The sequence below is a fragment of the Acidimicrobiales bacterium genome (genome assembly GCA_036270875.1).
Taxonomy (GTDB): Bacteria; Actinomycetota; Acidimicrobiia; order Acidimicrobiales; family AC-9; genus AC-9.
The window spans coordinates 23349-40952 of sequence record DATBBR010000062.1; the positions used below are offsets into that span (position 1 = coordinate 23349).

Below are 17604 nucleotides of genomic sequence, written 5' to 3' on the forward strand. Positions count from 1 at the left end.
CGTCGCCCTCGACGACGCCCCGACGGTCATCCGCCTCACGGCGGACCGAGAGCGTTCGCCCTGGCCACGGAGCCGAGCCACGCGGCGCTGGGTTTGGGCTGGCGCTCGAAGGTCTTGCGGTCAACCGCTACCAGCCCAAATGTCGGGCGGTAGCCGAGGGCCCACTCGAAGTTGTCGAGCGCGCTCCAGTAGGTGTACCCGCGCACGTCGATGCCATCGTCGAGGCAGTGGTGGACCCCGGCCAGGGCGCGGCGGACGTAGGCGATCCGGCGATCGTCGTCCTCGGTGGCGATGCCGCTCTCGGTGACCAGCAGCGGTACGCCTTCGGTCACGTCCCAAGCCCGGCGGAGGGCCGCCTCCAGCACCTCGGGCCAGAACTCATAGCCCATCTGGGTCGTCTCCACGCCCGGCTCCGGCCCGAGCGCCCCAGCGGGGCCAACCCGCGTGCGCGAGTAGCACTGCACACCGAGGAAGTCATCGCCCCGCGCCGCCTGGAGAAAGACGTCCTCCATGGAACGGCGGATGCGTTCGACCGTCGGCTGGCCGCCGTCGACGGCCTGGTAGTCGGACATCGCCAGGGTGAGGCCGATCGGCGCCGTCCCCGGTCCCGAGCGGATCGCCGCGGTCGCCTTGCCGTGGGCGTCGATCAGCACCTCGTTCACGATCCGGCGCAGTGCAGGATCGCGGCTCCCGGGGGGGAAGACCCCCGCCATGAACCCCATGAGGGCCACGATGTTGGGCTCGTTGATCGTGCACGCCCACCCGATGAGGTCACCCAGGTGGGCGGCGGCGTGCTCGCAGTACCGGGCGAAGAGGTCCGCAGCGCCATGGTCGGCCCAACCGCCGGCCTCCGCCATCCACCTCGGGGTGGTGAAGTGGTGGAAGGTGACCACCGGTACGAGGCCGTGCTCGTGGCAGCAGGCACAGACGCGCCGGTAGTGGTCGAGCGCGGCGAGCGACCACTCCCCCCGCTCGGGCTCGATTCGGCTCCACTCCAACGAGAAGCGGTAGGTGTCGAAGCCGAGGCGGGCCAGCAGGGCGATGTCGTCGGGATAGCGGTGGAACTGGTCGCAGGCGTCGCCGCTCGGCTCGACGCAGCCCGAGCCCGGCTGATGCTCCCAGGCCCACCAGTCGTTGTTCCAGTTCCCGCCCTCGACCTGGTGGGCGGCGGTGGCTGTACCCCACAGGAAGCCGTCGGGGAAACGCGCCGCCATCTGGCAGACAGTAGCGGAAGGGGGACGGCGCCAGTCGGACGGACTGTGCACAAGGGAATGACAATATGACCGGATGACAGATGCGCTCGACGCCCTGGTCGCCCTCCTCGATCTCGAGGCCATCGAGGTGAACATCTTCCGCGGCATCAGCCCCGAGGAGAAGCGACAACGCGTCTTCGGTGGCCAGGTCGCCGGTCAGGCCCTGGTGGCCGCGGGCCGGACCGTCGAGCGGGGCAACGTGCATTCGCTGCACGCCTACTTCCTCCGTCCCGGCGACACCAGCGTCCCCATCCTCTACGAGGTCGACCGGATCCGCGACGGCCGATCGTTCACCACCCGGCGCGTCGTGGCCATCCAGCACGGCAGGGCCATCTTCAACCTGTCGGCGTCGTTCCACGTCGACGAAGAGGGCGTGGACCACCAACTGCCCATGCCCGACGCGCCCGACCCCGAGTCACTGCCGACCTTCCAGGAGCGGCTGGCGCCGTATGCCGAGCAGCTCGGCGACTGGCTGACCCGTCCGCAGCCGATCGACCAGCGCTATGTCGGCAACGGCGGAGGGCTCTTCCGGGCCGGCGTCGGCCCACCCCAGCAGAAGGTGTGGATCAGGGCCGACGGCCGTCTGCCCGACGACCCCCTGCTCCACGCCTGTGTGGTCGCGTACGCCTCCGACATGTCCCTGCTCGACTCCGTGATGCTGCCCCACCGGGTCAGCTGGGACGATCCCCGCTTGATGGGGGCCAGCCTGGACCACGCCATGTGGTTCCACCGACCCTTCCGGGCCGATGAGTGGATGCTCTACGACCAGGAGAGCCCCTCGGCCTATGGGGCACGGGGCCTGGCCAGAGGGACCATCTTCACCAGGGACGGCCGCCTCGCCGTGTCCGTGGTCCAGGAGGGGCTGGTCCGCTTCCGCTGAGCTGGCTCCAGGGTCAGCGGCGCTCCTCGAGCGGCACGTAGTGGCGCTCGTCCTCGCCCGCGTAGAGCTGACGGGGACGGGCGATCTTGGAGTCCTGGTCCAGGAGCTCCGTCCAGTGGGACAGCCATCCCGAGGTCCGCGGGATGGCGAACAGCACCGGGAACATGTCGATCGGAAAGCCCATGGCCTGGTAGATCAGCCCCGAGTAGAAGTCGACGTTGGGATAGAGGCGACGAGACGTGAAGTACTCGTCGGACAGGGCCCGCTCCTCGAGCTTGAGGGCGATGTCGAGCAGCGGGTTCTTGCCCGTGACGTCGAAGACCTCGTCCGCCGTGCGCTTGATGATGCGAGCCCGGGGGTCGTAGTTCTTGTACACGCGGTGGCCGAAGCCCTGCAGGCGGCCCTCGCCGCGCTTGACGGCGGCGACGAAGTCGTCGACGTGGTCGATCGAGCCGATCTCGGTGAGCATGCGGATCACGGCCTCGTTGGCTCCACCGTGGCGGGGGCCGTAGAGCGCGGCGCAGGCGGCGGCGCAGGCCGAGTAGGGATCGGCGTGGGACGAGCCGACGACGCGCATCGCCGTCGTCGAGCAGTTCTGCTCGTGGTCGGCGTGGAGGATGAACAACACGTCGAGGGCGTGGGCGAGGGCCGGGTTGGCGTCGAACCGGGGCTCGGCGATCTTCCACATCATGGACAAAAAGTTGGCGGCGAAGCCCAGCGAGTTGTCGGGGTAGACGAAGGGCATGCCGACGCTGAACCGGTGGGCGGCCGCGGCCAGGGTGGGCATCTTGGCGATGAGGCGGATGATCTGCTTGTCGCGGGACTCGGGGTCGAAGATGTCCTTGGCGTCGAGGTAGAAGGTCGAAAGGGCGGCGACCGCCGAGACCAGCATGCCCATGGGATGGGCGTCGTAGTGAAAGCCCTCGAGAAAGCGCTTGCGCACGTTCTCGTGGATGAACGTGTGGTGGGTGACCTCGCGCCGCCAGACGTCGAACTCCGCCGGCGTGGGCAGCTCGCCCTTCAGGAGGAGGTAGGCGACCTCCAGGTACGAGGAACGCTCGGCCAGCTCGTCGATGGGGTAGCCGCGGTACCTGAGGATGCCGGCCTCGCCGTCGAGGAACGTGATGGCGCTCTGGCAGGCCGCCGTGGACGTGAACCCAGGATCGTAGAACCAGATGCCGGGCAGGAGCTTCGACCACGCCGCCGCCGAGATCCCGCCGTTCTCGATGGGGATCTCGACCGACTGGCCGTTGCGGTTGTCGGTGATGGTGACGCTCTCTGGCACGAGTCGGTCCCTCTTCCTCTCGCCACCCCTCCGTCCATAGTACGGCGGGCCCGAGGCCTCCTGAATCAGGATCGGTGCCGGTAGACGTTGGTGTCCCGGGGCTCGAACCCCAGGCGGCGGTAGAGGCGGTTGGCCGCCTCCCGGGAGGGCCGGGACGTGAGATCGACGCTCCTGGCGCCGGCTGCGGCCGCCCGCCGGATGGCCTCCTCGTTGAGCGCCTCGCCGACGCCCCGCCCTCGGGCGCCGTCGTCGACCACCACGTCCTCGATCCACGCCCGCACCCCTGTCGGGATGCGGAAGACCACCAGGGTGAGCGTTCCCACGATCTCACCCGCCGGGAGCCGGGCGACGAGCAAGGTGGTCGCCGGAGACTCCACGATCTCGGCCAGCTCGGCCGGGCCCGGAGGCGGCGAGGACGACGACAGCTGGGGCACCAGCCCGGCGAAGGCTTCGACCAGCTCGGCGGTGACCTCGGTCGCCGCCTCGACCCGCACCTCCACCTACTCGGCGTCCGGTACGGGCTGCGGAGGCGGCGGTCCCGTGTAGTGCGCGCTCGGTCGAATGAGACGGTTGTCGGCGGCCTGCTCGAGGATGTGGGCGCACCAGCCGATCGTGCGGCTGCTGGCGAAGGTCGGGGTGAACAGCGATCTTGGCAGCCCACACTCGCTCATCACCACGCCGGCGTAGAACTCGACGTTGGTATAGAGCGACCGGCCCGGCTTGAGCTCGGCGAGGACGTCGACCACCGTCTGCTCGACCTGTCGGGCGAACGCCGCCAGCGGCCCGCCGAGGTCGAGTGCCACCCGCCGCAGCATGAGCGAACGGGGGTCGTCGGTCTTGTAGACGCGATGGCCGAAGCCCATGATCCGGCCGCCCCGCTGCACCACGTCACGGATGTAGGCGTCGGCGTTCTCGGGCCGGCCGATGGCGTCGAGCATGTCCAGGGCCCGACTGGGGGCGCCGCCGTGGAGCGGCCCGGAGAGGGCGCCGATGGCACCGACCACAGCGGCGCCCAGGTCGGCGCCGGTCGAGGTGATGACGCGAGCGGTGAAGGTCGACGAGTTGAACCCGTGGTCGATGGTGGAGATGAGGTACTTCTCGAGGGCCCGGGCCTTGGCCGGATCGGGCACCTCTCCCGTGAGCATGTAGAGATAGTTGGCCGCGTAGTCGAGCTCAGGATGCGGCTCGATAGGCTGCTGGCCCTCGCTGAGCCGGTAGAGCGCCATCACGAGCGTCGGGACCAACGCGCACAGCCGCATGGCCTCGTCCTCCAGCTCGGAGGCGCCGAGATCCAAGCTGGCCCGAAAGCCGAGCGAGCTGGCGGACAACGACACCGCCGATCGCAGCGCGTCGAGCGCCACGAACCGGTCGCCGGCGGCGGCGATGGCGGGCAGCAGCGGACGCACCGAGTCGGGGATCGTGCGGCTGGCCCGCACGCGCCGGCGGAGCTCCTCGCGCTGGCTGGCGGAGGGCAGCTCGCCGAAGAACACGAGGTGCCAGACGTCCTCGAGCGAACGCTTCTCGGCCAGCTCGACGGCCGAGTACTGGCGGTAGTGATAGAAGCCCTCGAGGCCGCGGACGTCACCGATATCGGTCTCGGCGACGACGACACCCTCGAGACCCCTGGGGACATCGGTCACGGCCTGCTCGACGGGCCGGATCTGGGCGATGCGCATGAGGTCGCGCATCGAGAGCACACCGACGAGCTCGGCGTCCTCGACGACAGGGATGTGCCGGTACCCGTGCTCGGCCAGATTGCGCCAGGCCTCGGTGACCTCGACGTGGGGGGCGACGGTGTCGGGCCGCTCGGTCATCCACTCGGACACCTTGGTCACGGACGCGTCGGCGCCCGAGCCGGCGAAGCGGACGAGGTCGCGCTCGGTCAGGATGCCGACCGGGCGTCGATCCTCGACCACGACGACCGATCCCAGCCGGTGCTCGGACATTCGCTCGGCCGCCTCGGCCACGCTCTCGCGCGGCGACGCCGTGATGGCGGGGCTGCTCATGACATCGGCGACGGTGCGAGTACGGGGTCCGGTGGCGTCGGTCATGAGCCTCCTCTGCATGCCTCTCCAGCGAGTCTACGAGGTGCGTCTCGACCGGGGCCTCGGCGGGCGCGGGCGCTACGGTGGAACGGATGGACGCGCTGCGCTGGAGCGACCGCCCAAAGCTCCGCCGCCCGGTCCTGGTGGCGGCCTTCGAGGGGTGGAACGACGCCGCCGACGCCGCCACCACGGCCGCCCGGTACCTGGCGCGGTCCTGGTCGGCGCGGCCGTTCGCCGACCTGGATCCTGAGGAGTTCTTCGACTTCACCGCCACCCGCCCGCAGGTCCGCCTCGACGAAGGGACCGTCAGGCACATCGAGTGGCCGGCGAACACCTTCGCCTCCGCTGCCCTGCCGGGCCGGTCGCGCGACGTCGTGTTCCTCCACGGCACCGAGCCCCAGCTGCGGTGGAGGACGTTCAGCGAGGTGCTCGCCAACACGGCCAGGGAGCTCGGCGTCGAGCTGGTCGTCACCCTCGGGGCGCTGCTGGCCGACGTGGCCCACAGCCGGCCCGTTCGGGTGACGGGAAGCGCGGCGGATCCTCAGCTCGTGGCCCGTCTCGGGCTGCGCCGCTCGGGCTACGAGGGCCCCACGGGGATCGTCGGGGTCCTGCACGACAACCTTTTCCAGGCCGGCGTCCCCTCGGCGTCGCTGTGGGCGACCGTCCCCCACTACGTGGGCCAGACGCCGTCGCCCAAGGCCACGCTGGCCCTGGTCGAGCGCACCGCGTCCCTGCTGGGCGCGGGCATCGAGCCGGTCGATCTCCAGATCGCCTCCTCGGCCTACGAGCGACAGGTCACCGAGCTGGTCGAGGCCGACGACGAGGCGGCCGCGTACGTGGCCCAGCTGGAGCAGGCCGACGACGAGGAGGACGAGATGCCCTCCGGCGACGCCCTGGCGGCCGAGGTGGAGCGCTACTTGCGCGATCACGGCGACTGATCCGGAGTCGTCTCGTTCCCTCGTCTCGTCGAAAGCGGGCGAGGCGCTTGGGCGCGGTGCCCACTTTCGCCCCGCCGTGCAGCAGCGCTCAGGCCGAGCGGGCGAAGGGCCGGGGCGCCACCCGGGTCCACGGCCGGACCTGCTCGTAGATGCGGGCCAGGCGCAGGACGGTGGCGTCGGCGTGGCGGCGGCCCATGACCTGGAGGCCCACGGGCAGCCCGGCCTCGGTGGGCGCCGACGGCACCGACACGGCAGGGTTCCAGCACAGGTTCCCCACCATCGTGAAGGGCACCACCATGGCGGGGTGGACCTTCTCGCCGGCGATCTCGGTCGGCATCGGTCCTGCGGCGGCGAAGGCGGGCACCGCGGTGGCCGGGGTGAGCAGCACGTCGACGTCCCTGAAGATGGCGGCGACCTCCTCCTCCAGTTGGGCTCGCCGCCGCAGGATGCGCGCGTACCGTGGCATGGCGACGTCGGCGGTGGCGTCGAGGGCCAGGCGGGTGAGCGGGTCCATGTCCTCCACCTGCTCGGGGTACATGCCCTCCTCGAGGTCCATCCACAGGTCGCCGGCACCGGACGTCAGCCAGGTCCGCACCGGATCGGTCAGCGTCACTGGACGGTCCACCAGCTCGAGCCCGGCTGCCTCCGCCAGGGCGAGGGCGGCGGACTCGGTGAGCTCGGTGACTTCCGGCTCGACCACGGCGAAGCCGAGGTCGGGTGACCACGCCGCCCGCAGGCCGACAACGTCCAGCTCCTCGATGGCCCGCTCGAAGACGACGCCGGCGGGCGGCAACGAGACCCGGTCGCGATCGTCGGGCCCCGCGGCCACGTCAAGGTGACGGGCGGCGTCGGCAACGGTCGTCGTGAGCGCGCCGGGACAGGTCGTCTGGGAAGGGGCAGCGTCGGGATGGGGGATGCGGCCGTAGCTGGCCTTGAACCCGACCAGCCCGCTGAAGGCGGCGGGGATGCGCGTCGAGCCGCCGCCGTCGCTGGCGGTGCAGAAGGGGACCAGCCCGGCGGCGACGGCAGCCGCCGAACCGCCGCTCGACCCGCCGGGCGTCCGCTCGAGGTCCCACGGGTTCGCCGTCGTCCCCCAGGCCCGGGTGCTCGTGAAGCACACGGTGCCGAACTCCGGTGTCGCCGTCTTTCCCACCGGCACGGCGCCGGCGGCGCGCAGCCGGCGAACGTGGACCGAGTCCGCTGTCACCGGCGGCCTGCCCTTGAAGAGCAGCGAGCCGTACGAGGTGGGCATGCCCGCGCAGTTCTCGAGGTCCTTCACGCCAAAGGGCACGCCGGCGAGGGGACCGGGGTCCTCGCCCCGCGCCCGGCGGGCGTCGACCTCCTCGGCGGCCTGGCGGGCCAGGTCCAGGTCGAGGTGGACGAAGGCGTTGAGCTTGTCGTCAGCGGCGCCGATGGCGGCGGCGTGCTGGTCGAGGACCTCGGTGGCCGTCCGCTCGCCCCTGCGCACTGCGTCGGCCAGGTTCACCACGGTCTCCATGGCGGCAACGCTACTGGCCGGCCCGGAGACCGGCCCGGGAGGGGGCCCTAGGGTGACGGGATGGCGCCGCTGGTGGCCAGCTGTGTCTGGGACGTCACACCGGAGCTGGTGGTCGCCCTCGACGACCGCTTCGGCGAGTCGACCGACGCCTACGTGAACGGGTCCCAGGTCTGGTTGCGCGACGACGGTCCCCGTGGGGTGACCCTGGAGTGGCGTCTTCACCCCGTCGCCGGGTACCAGCGCCCACCGGGGGTCGACACCTACTCGGTCTTCCCGACCGTGGCCCTGGCGGTGGCTACGGGCGCGCAGCCACCGGCTCTGCCCGAGTCGCTGTGGGACGGGCTGGAGGCGTTCGCCGCCTACGGCGACGAGCTGGAGCCCGCGCCGCTCGGCCGCGCAGGCGCCGAATCCATCGGGATCACGCCCCGCGCGGTCGGCCTCGTCGACCACGGCGCCATCGGCGACGCGTGGGAGCGGAGCCGGGGTCAGCTGTCGGTCGTGACCCTGCTGCTCGAGCAGCTGGAGACCAGATAGGTCGTGCTACTCGGCGCCGCGCCAAGTGGGCTGGCGGGGCTGGTCGAACAGCACCTCGACGGGCTCGCCCCGTATGGCCGCGAACACGTGCTTGGACCAGTTCTCGGCTCCAGCGAGGGGCTGGGGCAGGCGCTCCTCGGAGAACCACCCAACGTCGGCGCACTCGAGGGGGTGGGGGCGCAGCTCGCCTCCGAGGACCCGGCAGTGGAAGATCAGCGAGTAGAGCGGCACGCGGGTGAAGCCCTGCCGCAGACCGTCGAGCACCGCGATGAGGCGCAAGGGCTCGACCTCCATTCCCGTCTCCTCGAGCACCTCCTTGACCACCACCTCCGACGCCGAGTACCCGACGTCCGCCCAGCCGGTCGGATAGAGCCACACGCCCGAGTCGGCCCGCTTCACCAGGAGCAGCTCACCCTGCTCGTTGCCGACCACGGCGCCCACGGCGACCTTTGGCGTGACGTAACCGGCGACGCCCTCGCCCACCGCGTCGAGCCACTCCGCCACCACAGTGGCGGCGTCGGCTTCCGCGCTGGCGGCGACGCGGATGTCGGCCGCGACCTTCAGCACCTCCTCGAAGCGCTCCTGCTCGTAGAGATTCTCGGTGAAGCCGAGGCCCGTCCGGGCGATGGCCGAGAGGCTCTCGCTCCAGCGGATCAGGTCACGGGATGACAGCCGGTCGGCCACCTCCGCGAACCTAGTACCGGTCGGATCACGAACCGCTCCCGTGGCGGCGCCGGTGGGCCATGGCCTTGGCCGCCCCCCAGGCCAGCCCCACCTCGACGAGGTCGGGGTCGACGTCGCCCAGCGACGCCGGCGCCAGGTCGTAGTCGTCCTCCGGAAAGCTGGACTCGGCGAACGCGTCGCGCCGCACGGGCGGTATCCCGGCGGCGCGCAGCACCTCGGTGGGGTACCGCACCGCCTGGCGGAGCAGGCTGAGGGGCGTCGTCGACTGGGCGTCGATGTCGGTCTCGAGGAGTGCCCTGATGCCGGCGGCGACCTCGGTCTGCGCTCGTCGGCCGGCATCTGCCGCCGCCGTCATCACCTCGTCGCCCGCCGCGCCGTTGTACTCGAGGAGTCGTCGCTCGACGCAGCGCTCGACCCAAGCCGGCACGGCCGCCTCGATGCCGTCGAACAGGGCCTGGGCATGCTCCTCCATGGCCTCATGTTGCATGCTGGCGGGGTGCGGCCCAAGCCGGTCACCCCGGGATCGCTGGGCCGGTGAGGATCAGAGCCCTCTCGGTCTTCGAGGGCGTCGTCTACCACTGCCACGCCGTCGAGCTCTCGAACCCGTGCCGGCCCACGCTCGAGGTCGACGCCGTCACCCGTCCCGGCGATCTCGACGTCGGCCCGCTCCTTGTCACCTTGGCCGAGTACGTCCGAATGGTCGGCGCCGACACGGCCCGTCGCTGCGCCCCGCGCCTCCGCGACCAAGGTCGCCTGGTCGAGCACCTCGGCGTGACCCACCTTGCCTTCCCGACCTGGACGGTTTGCGAGGACTGAGGCAGAGAGTCAGCTCTCGACCACGTCGCCCAGCAGATCGACCTGCACGCCCTCGTCGCGCAACCAGGCGATGGCGCGATCGATCGCCGCGGGCTCGCCGGCCAGCTCGCAGACGATCCAGCCGACGTTGCCCTCGACGCTGGCCCGGCGGATGTTGGGGACCACGTCGCGCTCGCGTGCCAGCCGAGCGACGATCGGCTGGGTGATGAGGTGCTCGGGAAAGGTGAGCTTGATCTTGGCGCCGATCACCGGTGCTCCCGCTCGAGGGCACCGTTGGCCCCGGAGGCCGCGGCGAGCGAACGGTTGAGGTTGCCGGTCCGGAAGCCCTCGAGATCGAGGGTCACGTAGGCGTACCCGGCCTCGCGAACGGCGGCCACGATCGCCTCTCGGCACTCGACCGCCCGGGCCAGCTCGTCGCCGTCGAGCTCGATGCGGGCGAGCTCCCCGTAGTGGCGGACCCGGAGCTGACCGAAGCCGAGCAGCCGGAGGGCCGATTCGGCCCGAGCGACCGAGTCGAGGACGCCGAGCGTCACGGGCGTCCCGTACGGGACCCTCGACGCCAAGCAGGCCGCCGCCGGCTTGTCCCAGGTGCGCAGGCCGAGGAGCTTGGACGCGGCGCGCACGTCCGCCTTGGTGAACCCGGCCTCGACGAGGGGGAACACGGCCCCGCCCTCCTGCGCCGCCTGCTGTCCGGGGCGATGGTCGCCCAGGTCGTCGAGGTTCACGCCGAGGGCGATAACGGCACCCTCCGCGGCAGCGATCGGGCCCACGACCGCCATGAGCTCGGCCTTGCAGTGGTAGCAGCGGGTGCCGTCGTTGGCCGAGTAGCCGGGGTTCGCCAGCTCGTCGGTCTCGACGGAGATCCAGCGCAGACCCCACTCGGCGACCAGCGCCTCGCAGTCGGCGCGCTCTTCGGGCGCCAGCGACGGCGAGACGGCGGTGGCGCAGAGGACTCGATCGGGTCCCAGGGCGTCGGTGGCCGTCCAGGCCAGGAAGGCGGAGTCGGCGCCGCCGCTGAAGGCGACCACCACGCGGCCGAGTTGACGAAGCCCGTCACGCAGACGTTCGAGGTCGGGATCGGTCGCGCCCGGCCGGACGACGCGCATCAGGGCCGGGCGATCTGCTCGAGCACCTCTTCGGTATCACCGATCATCCCGGTGTAGAAGGGCCCGAACTCGGCGTACTGGGCCGACGCCTCGTCGAAGCGCATCGTGTAGACGACGTCCTTGAGGTCGTCTGGGCGGACCGCGAACAGCGTGACCCCCCACTCGTAGTCGTCGATGCCGGTCGAACCGGTGATCAGCTGCAGGACCCGGCCGGCGAAGGTGCGGCCTGTGGCGCCGTGGCCGCGCATCAGCGACTCTCGCTCCTGGTACGGGAGGGCGTACCAGTTCTGCCCCTCGTTGCGGCGCTTGGACATCGGGTAGAAGCAGATGGCCCGCTTTCCCTCGGGGGGCAGCTGTGGGTAGAGGCGGGGGCGCTTCATCTCGTCGGGGAAGCCCTGTGCGTACTCCGAGACCTCGGTCAGTGAGACGTAGGAGTCGGTCACCTCGATGCCGGCCGCCTGGAGCGCGGTCTGCAAGGCCCGCAGCCGCCAGAGGTCGGGCCCCAGGGCGAGGAAGCCGAGGTCGGCCTTGTGCCCGAGGACGGCGAAGGTGACGACCTGCTGGCCGTCGGCCTGGGCCGCCTTGACGGCGTGGATCACCGCCTCGCGACTCACGTCCGCACGCAAGCGGGCGAAGAGGTGGAGGACTCCCCAACCGGTCGACGGTGAGAGGGGCTCCGGCACGGCCTCAGTCTACGGGGACAGCCAAGGGGCGCCTTGCGGCGCCCCTTGGTGTCACTCGCTCCGGTTGACCAGCTCGTGCCGGTGAACCCTAGAAGTCCTCCATCCCACCGCCGGGCATGGCGGGGGCCTGGTCCTCGGGCTTGTCGACGATGACAGCCTCGGTGGTGAGGAAGAGACCGGCGATCGACGCTGCGTTCTGCAGCGCCGAGCGGGTGACCTTGGCGGCGTCGATGACGCCGGCCTTGACGAGGTCCTCGTACTCGCCGGTGAGGGCGTTGAAGCCCTCGTTCGGCTTGGTCATGTTGCGAACCCGCTCGACCACCACGCCGCCCTCGAGGCCGGCGTTGACGGCGATCTGCTTGAGGGGCTCCTCGACGGCGCGGGCCACGATGCGGGCGCCGGTGGCCTCGTCGTGGTCGAGCTTCTCCGCCGCGTCGAGCACGGAGGCCTGGGCCCGCAGGAGCGCCACACCCCCGCCGGCGACGACACCCTCCTCGATGGCCGCCTTGGTGGTGCTCACGGCGTCCTCGATGCGGTGCTTCTTCTCCTTGAGCTCCACCTCGGTCGCTGCGCCGACCTTGATCACGGCCACGCCGCCCGACAGCTTGGCCAGGCGCTCCTGGAGCTTCTCCCGGTCGTAGTCGGAGTCGGTGTTCTCGATCTCGGCCTTGATCTGGGCGATCCGGCCCTTGATGTCGGACTCGGTGCCGCCGCCCTCGACGATGGTGGTCTCGTCCTTGGTCACCACGACCTTGCGGGCCTTGCCCAGCAGGTCGAGGGTGACGTTCTCGAGCTTGAGGCCGACCTCCTCGGTGATCACCTGGCCACCGGTGAGGATGGCAATGTCCTGGAGCATCGCCTTGCGGCGGTCGCCGAAGCCGGGGGCCTTGACGGCCACGCTCTTGAACGTGCCCCGGATCTTGTTGACCACCAGGGTCGCGAGGGCCTCGCCCTCGACGTCCTCGGCGATGATGACCAGCGGGCGTCCCGACTGCATGACCTTCTCCAGCACCGGGAGCAGGTCCCGGACGGCCGAGATCTTGGAGCCGACGAGCAGGATGTAGGCGTCCTCCAGGGCCGCCTCCATGCGCTCCGGATCGGTGACGAAGTACGGAGAGATGTAGCCCTTGTCGAAGCGCATGCCCTCGACGAGATCCATCTCCATGCCGAAGGTCTGGGACTCCTCGACGGTGATCACGCCGTCCTTGCCGACCTTGTCGATCGCCTCGGAGATCATTCCCCCGATCTCCGGGTCGGCGGCCGAGATGGCTGCCACCTGGGCGATCTGGTCCTTGGAATCGATCTCGTTGGCCGAGGCCTTGAGGGCGGAGACGGCGGTGTCGACCGCCGCTTCGACCCCCCGCTTCAGCGACATCGGGTTGGCACCGGCGGCGACGTTGCGAAGGCCCTCGTGCACCATGGACCAGGCCAGGACGGTCGCCGTGGTGGTCCCGTCACCGGCGACGTCGTCGGTCTTCTTGGCTACCTCCTTGACCAGCTCGGCCCCGATCTTCTCGTAGGGGTCCTCCAGCTCGATCTCTTTGGCGATGGACACGCCGTCGTTGGTGATCGTCGGCGCGCCCCACTTCTTGTCCAGCACGACGTTGCGGCCCTTGGGGCCCAGGGTGACGCGGACCGCATCGGCCAGCTGGTTCATGCCGCTCTCGAGCTGCCTGCGGGCATGCTCGTCGAAGGCGATCAACTTGGGCATATCGTGGTTCCCTCCAATGGGTGGACCGTTAGCACTCTCATCCCGTGACTGCTAACAGCAAACCACGCACGGCCCCGTTCCGCAACCGGGCCCGTGCGGGCCCGGGACCGCTTTTTCGGCACCGCAGGTGCCGAGGTGCGCGGGTGGCGCCGGATCGGGCCGCCTATGCGCCCAAGCTCGGGCGCTTCGTCCGGTCAGCCTCCGGCGACGGCGGGGATGATGGACAGCGTCTGCCCGTCGGGCACCGGGGTGTCCAGACCCTGCAGGAAGCGGACGTCCTCGTCGGCCAGGAAGACGTTGACGAAGCGGCGCAGCTTCCCGGTGTCGTCGAAGAGGCGCCCGGCGAACCCTGGGTAAGAGGCGTCGAGCGCCTTGAGGATGTCACCCACGCTCGACCCCTCGACCGCGACCTCGCCGACGCCGTTGGTGAGGGTGCGCAGCTGGGTCGGCACACGAACGGTCACGCTCATGGCCGGTCGACCTGCTCGAGGGCGGCCAGCGCCTCTTCAAAGGCGTCCATCGACGGGGCGATGGTGGCGCTGGGACCCACGTGGGGCGTCACCGCGTCGACGGTCTTCAAGCCGTGCCCGGTGACGTAGGCGACCACCCGCTCGTCGGAGCGGACCACGCCCGCCGCCGCCAGCTTGGCCAGGGTCGCCACGGTCACACCCCCCGCCGTCTCGGCGAAGATGCCCTCGGTGCGGGCCAGCAGGGAGATGCCCTCGACGATCTCGTCATCGGTGACGGCGTCCAAGGCGCCGCCGGTGGAGCGTACGGTGTCGAGGGCGTACCAACCGTCCGCGGGGTTGCCGATGGCCAAGGACTTGGCGATCGTCGCGGGCCGGACGGGACGGATGTGGTCGACCCCCTCGGCGAAGGCCGTGGCCACGGGAGCGCACCCGGTGGCCTGAGCTCCGGAGATGCGCACCTCAGGAGCCTCGGGGAGCAGGCCCACCTGCCCGAGCTCCTGAAAGCCCTTGTGGATCTTGGTCAGCTGGCTGCCCGAGCCGACGGGCACCACCACGTGGTCGGGGGCCTCCCAGCCCAGCTGCTCGGCCGCCTCGAAGGCGAGGGTCTTCGACCCCTCGGCGTAGTAGGTGCGCACGTTGACGTTGACGAAGGCCCACGAGGGGTGCTCGGCCGTCAGCTCCGCGCACAGCCGGTTCACGTCGTCGTAGTTGCCCTCGACGGCGATGAGCCTGCCGCCGTAGACGGCGGTGGTCACGACCTTGGCCAGCTCGAGGTCGTGCGGGATGAACACGACCGACTCCATGCCCGCCCGGGCGGCGTGGGCGGCCACGGCGTTCGCCAGGTTGCCGGTCGAGGCGCAGGCCGCCACCTTGAAGCCCAGCTGCCGGGCTTTGGTGAGCGCTACCGACACGACCCGGTCCTTGAACGAGCCGGTCGGGTTCACCGTGTCGTTCTTGATCCACACCTCCCCCAGCCCCAGCTCGGCCGCCAGGCGGTCGGCTCGGACGAGCGGCGTGAAACCGGCACCGAGGTCGACCGGGGCCTCAGCCTCGACCGGCAGCAGGTCGGCGTAGCGCCAGATGGTGTCGGGGCCGGCGGCGATGCTGTCGGCACTCACGTGGTCGGCAATGGCCTCATAGTCATAGGTGACCTCGAGGGGCCCGAAACAGTAGTCACAGACGTGCAGAGCCTCGGCCGGATACACGCGCGCGCATTCCCGGCAGCGGAGGCCTTCTATGAACGACACAACTCCTCCTCATCGCTCGGGCATTGGCACCTGGCGCCCCCCGCTCCCCGGCGGGTCTGGCGCTGGTTGTCGCGGCGTCGTTGGGCCCGGTCCCTCGACCGCTCTGGATGATGGCTTCTCCAATAGTGAACGACCTGCGCCCGCCCGTCAAAGCGGTTTCGGGGGACAGTCGGGCGGAGGTGCCCGCGGTGGTGGATGATGGCCCCATGGTTCCCGGCCGGTCACGGGCCTTTCATCACCGCGACTTCCCCCTCGAGTCCCTCGCCGCCGCCAAGGGGGGCCGGCGGGTGTCGGTCTGCCTCCCGGCGCGTGACGAGTCGGCGACGATCGGCCCGATCCTGCGGGCGCTGCTGAGCGGTCGGGTGGCGGCGTCCGGTCTTGTCGACGAGGTCCTTGTCGTCGACGACGGCTCGACCGACGGCACCGCCGAGGTCGCCCGGTCGGCGGGGGCTCGAGTGGTGCGGGCCGCCGACGTGCTCGGCCAGCACGGCGGGGAGCCGGGCAAGGGCCAGGCGTTGTGGAGCGCGGTGTTCGCCAGCGAGGGGGACGTCGTCGCCTTTCTCGACGCCGACGTGACCAACTTCCAGCCCTCGTTCGTCGCCGGGCTGCTGGGCCCCGTCCTCACCTACGACGATGTGGCCCTCGTCAAGGCGTTCTACGACCGCCCGTTCGAGGGGCAAGCGACTGGCGGCGGGCGGGTGACGGAGCTCGTCGCCAGGCCCCTGATCGCCGTGCTGCTCCCGCACCTGTCCGGCATCGTCCAGCCCCTTGCCGGTGAGTGCGCAGCGCCGCGGGAGGTGCTCGAGCGCCTGCCGTTCGCCCAGGGCTACGGCGTGGAGCTCGGGCTGCTGGCGGACGTCGCCTCCCGCTTCGGACTGGGCTCGATCGCCGAGGTCGACCTGGGCACCCGGGCCCATCGCAACCGCCCGGTTTCCGAGCTGGCACCCCAGGCGGTCGCCATCGTCCAGGTCGCCCTGGACAGGGCCGGGGTGCCGGCTCGGGAACAGCCGTCAGCGACGCTGGTCGTTCCTGGCGCCGCCCCGCGCACCGTCGCCAGCGGGGACCTCCCGCCCCTGCTCGACGTGCCCGCCTACACCCGCCGCAGCGCCTGAAGCGCCTGAAGCCCCTGAAGGTAGCGAGCCACTTCCTCCTCGACGCACTCGAGCGTGCGGCCCATCGCCCGCTCCCGCCCGCAGCGTTCGACGAGTGAGATGACCGACACGTCGTGGTGACTCTCCCCGCCGAGCTCTTTCAGGTTGGCGTCGACCACCTCGCCCACCACGGCGAGGACGGGAACGTTCGCCCGGGCCGCCAGCTCGGCGACCTCGCCGACCACCTTTCCCCGGAACGACTGCTCGTCGAGGAACCCCTCACCCGTGACAACGAGCTCGGCCCGGTCGATCTCGTCGGCCAGACCCACCGCCTCGGCCACGAGGTCGAACCCCGGAACGAGGGTGGCGCCGAGAGCAGCCAGGCCCCCGGCGAGCCCGCCGGCGGCTCCGCTGCCGGGCAACTGCCGGACGTCGACCCCGTACTCGTTGTCGTACAGCTGGGCCAGGCGCTCGAGCCGCCGCCGAAGCAATGCCACCTGGGCCGGGCTGGCCCCCTTCTGAGGGGCGAAGTCCTCGGCGGCATCGACGAACGTCGTCGTCACGTCGCACGCCACCACGAGCTCGACCTTGGTCAGGCGAGCGTGCGGGTCCAAGGCCCGTATGGCGCCGAGGCCGCCGTCGGTCGTCGCCGAGCCCCCCACCCCGACGATCACCCGGCGGGCGCCGGCCGCCACGGCGGCGGCGATCAGCTGACCGGTCCCGGTGGTGGACGCGGCCACCGGGTCGTTGCCGCGGGGCCCACCCACGAGCTCCAGTCCCGAGGCGCGGGCCATCTCGACCACGGCCGTCTTGTCGTCGAGCCGCCACTCGGCCGTCACCGGGGCACCCAGCGGACCCTCCACCGACGTCCGCCGGACCCTCCCGCCCAGGACGTCGAGGATCCCCTCCCCCCCGTCAGCCATCGGCACCTGGGTGCAGCTCCAGCCGAGCGACGCACCGGCCCGGGCAACAGCAGCAGCCACTTCAGTGGCGGCGGCTGTTCCCCTGAACTTGTCCGGCGCAGCCACGAGGTGAGGCACCGGGCCATCGTGCCCGACGGGTCGACCGATGGGCGACCGGCCGTCGCCCCGCCCATGAGCCCGGCGGGTCTCCGAGGGGCCCTCCTGGCGCGGGGGCCCACCGACGGCGGGCGGCGGGCGGCGGGCGGCGGGCGGCGGTGGCGGTAGGGTCCGGGGGCATGGGCGGACCGGAGCTCGTCATCGTCTCCAACCGGGGTCCGCTGTCTTTCGCTCTGGACGACGACCAGCAGCTCGTCGCCCGACGTGGCGCGGGCGGCCTCGTCTCCAGCCTGAGCCCGCTGGTAGCGGGGACCGACACCATATGGATCGCCGCCGCCATGGGC

The 17604-nt window shown here is 71.1% G+C and carries 19 protein-coding genes; 5 read left to right on the forward strand and 14 right to left on the reverse strand.

The features are described 5' to 3' along the window. Positions 1–35 precede the first annotated feature (35 nt). Positions 36–1214 carry a glycoside hydrolase family 1 protein gene (locus VH112_07285; protein HEX4540034.1) on the reverse strand — a complete coding sequence of 393 codons (1179 nt, stop codon included), beginning with the start codon at positions 1212–1214 and terminating at the stop codon, positions 36–38. Positions 1215–1287: 73 nt separating this feature from the next. Between VH112_07285 and tesB the strand changes: the two genes are divergently transcribed. Next, the gene (gene tesB, locus VH112_07290; protein HEX4540035.1) at positions 1288–2133 is read left to right on the forward strand and encodes an acyl-CoA thioesterase II; all 846 of its coding nucleotides are present in this window, start codon (positions 1288–1290) and stop codon (positions 2131–2133) included. Between the two features lie 13 nt (positions 2134–2146). On the opposite strand, the gene VH112_07295 is transcribed toward tesB, so the two are convergent. From VH112_07295 to VH112_07305, 3 genes are all read right to left on the reverse strand, one after another. Beyond that, positions 2147–3418, reverse strand: coding sequence for a citrate synthase (locus VH112_07295; protein ID HEX4540036.1), 1272 nt, complete (start codon positions 3416–3418; stop codon positions 2147–2149). Between the two features lie 65 nt (positions 3419–3483). Next, positions 3484–3918, reverse strand: a complete 435-nt coding sequence (locus VH112_07300; GenBank protein HEX4540037.1) for a GNAT family N-acetyltransferase — start codon at positions 3916–3918, stop codon at positions 3484–3486. After that, positions 3919–5469: a citrate synthase gene (locus VH112_07305; GenBank protein ID HEX4540038.1), complete on the reverse strand. Its 1551-nt coding sequence runs from the start codon at positions 5467–5469 to the stop codon at positions 3919–3921. Between the two features lie 86 nt (positions 5470–5555). Between VH112_07305 and VH112_07310 the strand changes: the two genes are divergently transcribed. Further along, positions 5556–6401: a PAC2 family protein gene (locus VH112_07310; protein ID HEX4540039.1), complete on the forward strand. Its 846-nt coding sequence runs from the start codon at positions 5556–5558 to the stop codon at positions 6399–6401. An 88-nt stretch (positions 6402–6489) separates the two neighbouring features. Here the strand turns inward: VH112_07310 and VH112_07315 are convergent, their stop codons facing one another. After that, a complete protein-coding gene (locus tag VH112_07315; protein HEX4540040.1) occupies positions 6490–7899 on the reverse strand; it encodes an amidase in 1410 nt (469 codons plus the stop codon). A 60-nt stretch (positions 7900–7959) separates the two neighbouring features. Between VH112_07315 and VH112_07320 the strand changes: the two genes are divergently transcribed. After that, on the forward strand, positions 7960–8433 hold the full coding sequence (locus tag VH112_07320) for a hypothetical protein (GenBank protein ID HEX4540041.1): 474 nt from the start codon (positions 7960–7962) through the stop codon (positions 8431–8433). A gap of 6 nt (positions 8434–8439) precedes the next feature. On the opposite strand, the gene VH112_07325 is transcribed toward VH112_07320, so the two are convergent. Together VH112_07325 and VH112_07330 are read right to left on the reverse strand one after the other, a co-directional pair. Continuing rightward, positions 8440–9117, reverse strand: a complete 678-nt coding sequence (locus tag VH112_07325; protein ID HEX4540042.1) for an NUDIX hydrolase N-terminal domain-containing protein — start codon at positions 9115–9117, stop codon at positions 8440–8442. A 25-nt stretch (positions 9118–9142) separates the two neighbouring features. Continuing rightward, the gene (locus VH112_07330) at positions 9143–9589 is read right to left on the reverse strand and encodes a hypothetical protein (GenBank protein ID HEX4540043.1); all 447 of its coding nucleotides are present in this window, start codon (positions 9587–9589) and stop codon (positions 9143–9145) included. A 62-nt stretch (positions 9590–9651) separates the two neighbouring features. Here VH112_07330 and VH112_07335 point away from each other — a divergent pair, with 62 nt between their 5' ends. Next, entirely contained in the window at positions 9652–9933 is a 282-nt protein-coding gene (locus VH112_07335; GenBank protein HEX4540044.1) for a hypothetical protein, read from the forward strand. A gap of 9 nt (positions 9934–9942) precedes the next feature. On the opposite strand, the gene VH112_07340 is transcribed toward VH112_07335, so the two are convergent. From VH112_07340 to VH112_07365, 6 genes are all read right to left on the reverse strand, one after another. After that, on the reverse strand, positions 9943–10182 hold the full coding sequence (locus VH112_07340) for an NIL domain-containing protein (GenBank protein ID HEX4540045.1): 240 nt from the start codon (positions 10180–10182) through the stop codon (positions 9943–9945). After that, entirely contained in the window at positions 10179–11039 is an 861-nt protein-coding gene (larE, locus tag VH112_07345; protein ID HEX4540046.1) for an ATP-dependent sacrificial sulfur transferase LarE, read from the reverse strand. The genes VH112_07340 and larE overlap by 4 nt, the downstream gene beginning before the upstream one ends. After that, complete coding sequence (locus tag VH112_07350; GenBank protein ID HEX4540047.1) at positions 11039–11722, reverse strand: chlorite dismutase family protein; 684 nt, start codon at positions 11720–11722, stop codon at positions 11039–11041. Before VH112_07350 ends, larE begins: the two co-directional genes overlap by 1 nt. An 88-nt stretch (positions 11723–11810) precedes the next feature. Further along, positions 11811–13433: a chaperonin GroEL gene (gene groL, locus VH112_07355; protein HEX4540048.1), complete on the reverse strand. Its 1623-nt coding sequence runs from the start codon at positions 13431–13433 to the stop codon at positions 11811–11813. Between the two features lie 194 nt (positions 13434–13627). Continuing rightward, positions 13628–13903 (reverse strand): ubiquitin-like small modifier protein 1, encoded by a 276-nt coding sequence (locus VH112_07360; protein HEX4540049.1) that lies wholly within the window; start codon positions 13901–13903, stop codon positions 13628–13630. After that, the gene (locus VH112_07365; protein HEX4540050.1) at positions 13900–15150 is read right to left on the reverse strand and encodes a threonine synthase; all 1251 of its coding nucleotides are present in this window, start codon (positions 15148–15150) and stop codon (positions 13900–13902) included. The genes VH112_07360 and VH112_07365 overlap by 4 nt, the downstream gene beginning before the upstream one ends. Positions 15151–15356: 206 nt before the next feature. Here VH112_07365 and VH112_07370 point away from each other — a divergent pair, with 206 nt between their 5' ends. Then, on the forward strand, positions 15357–16262 hold the full coding sequence (locus tag VH112_07370) for a glucosyl-3-phosphoglycerate synthase (protein HEX4540051.1): 906 nt from the start codon (positions 15357–15359) through the stop codon (positions 16260–16262). Here the strand turns inward: VH112_07370 and VH112_07375 are convergent. Then, positions 16241–17281: a glycerate kinase gene (locus tag VH112_07375; protein ID HEX4540052.1), complete on the reverse strand. Its 1041-nt coding sequence runs from the start codon at positions 17279–17281 to the stop codon at positions 16241–16243. The genes VH112_07370 and VH112_07375 overlap by 22 nt on opposite strands. Positions 17282–17604 lie beyond the last annotated feature (323 nt).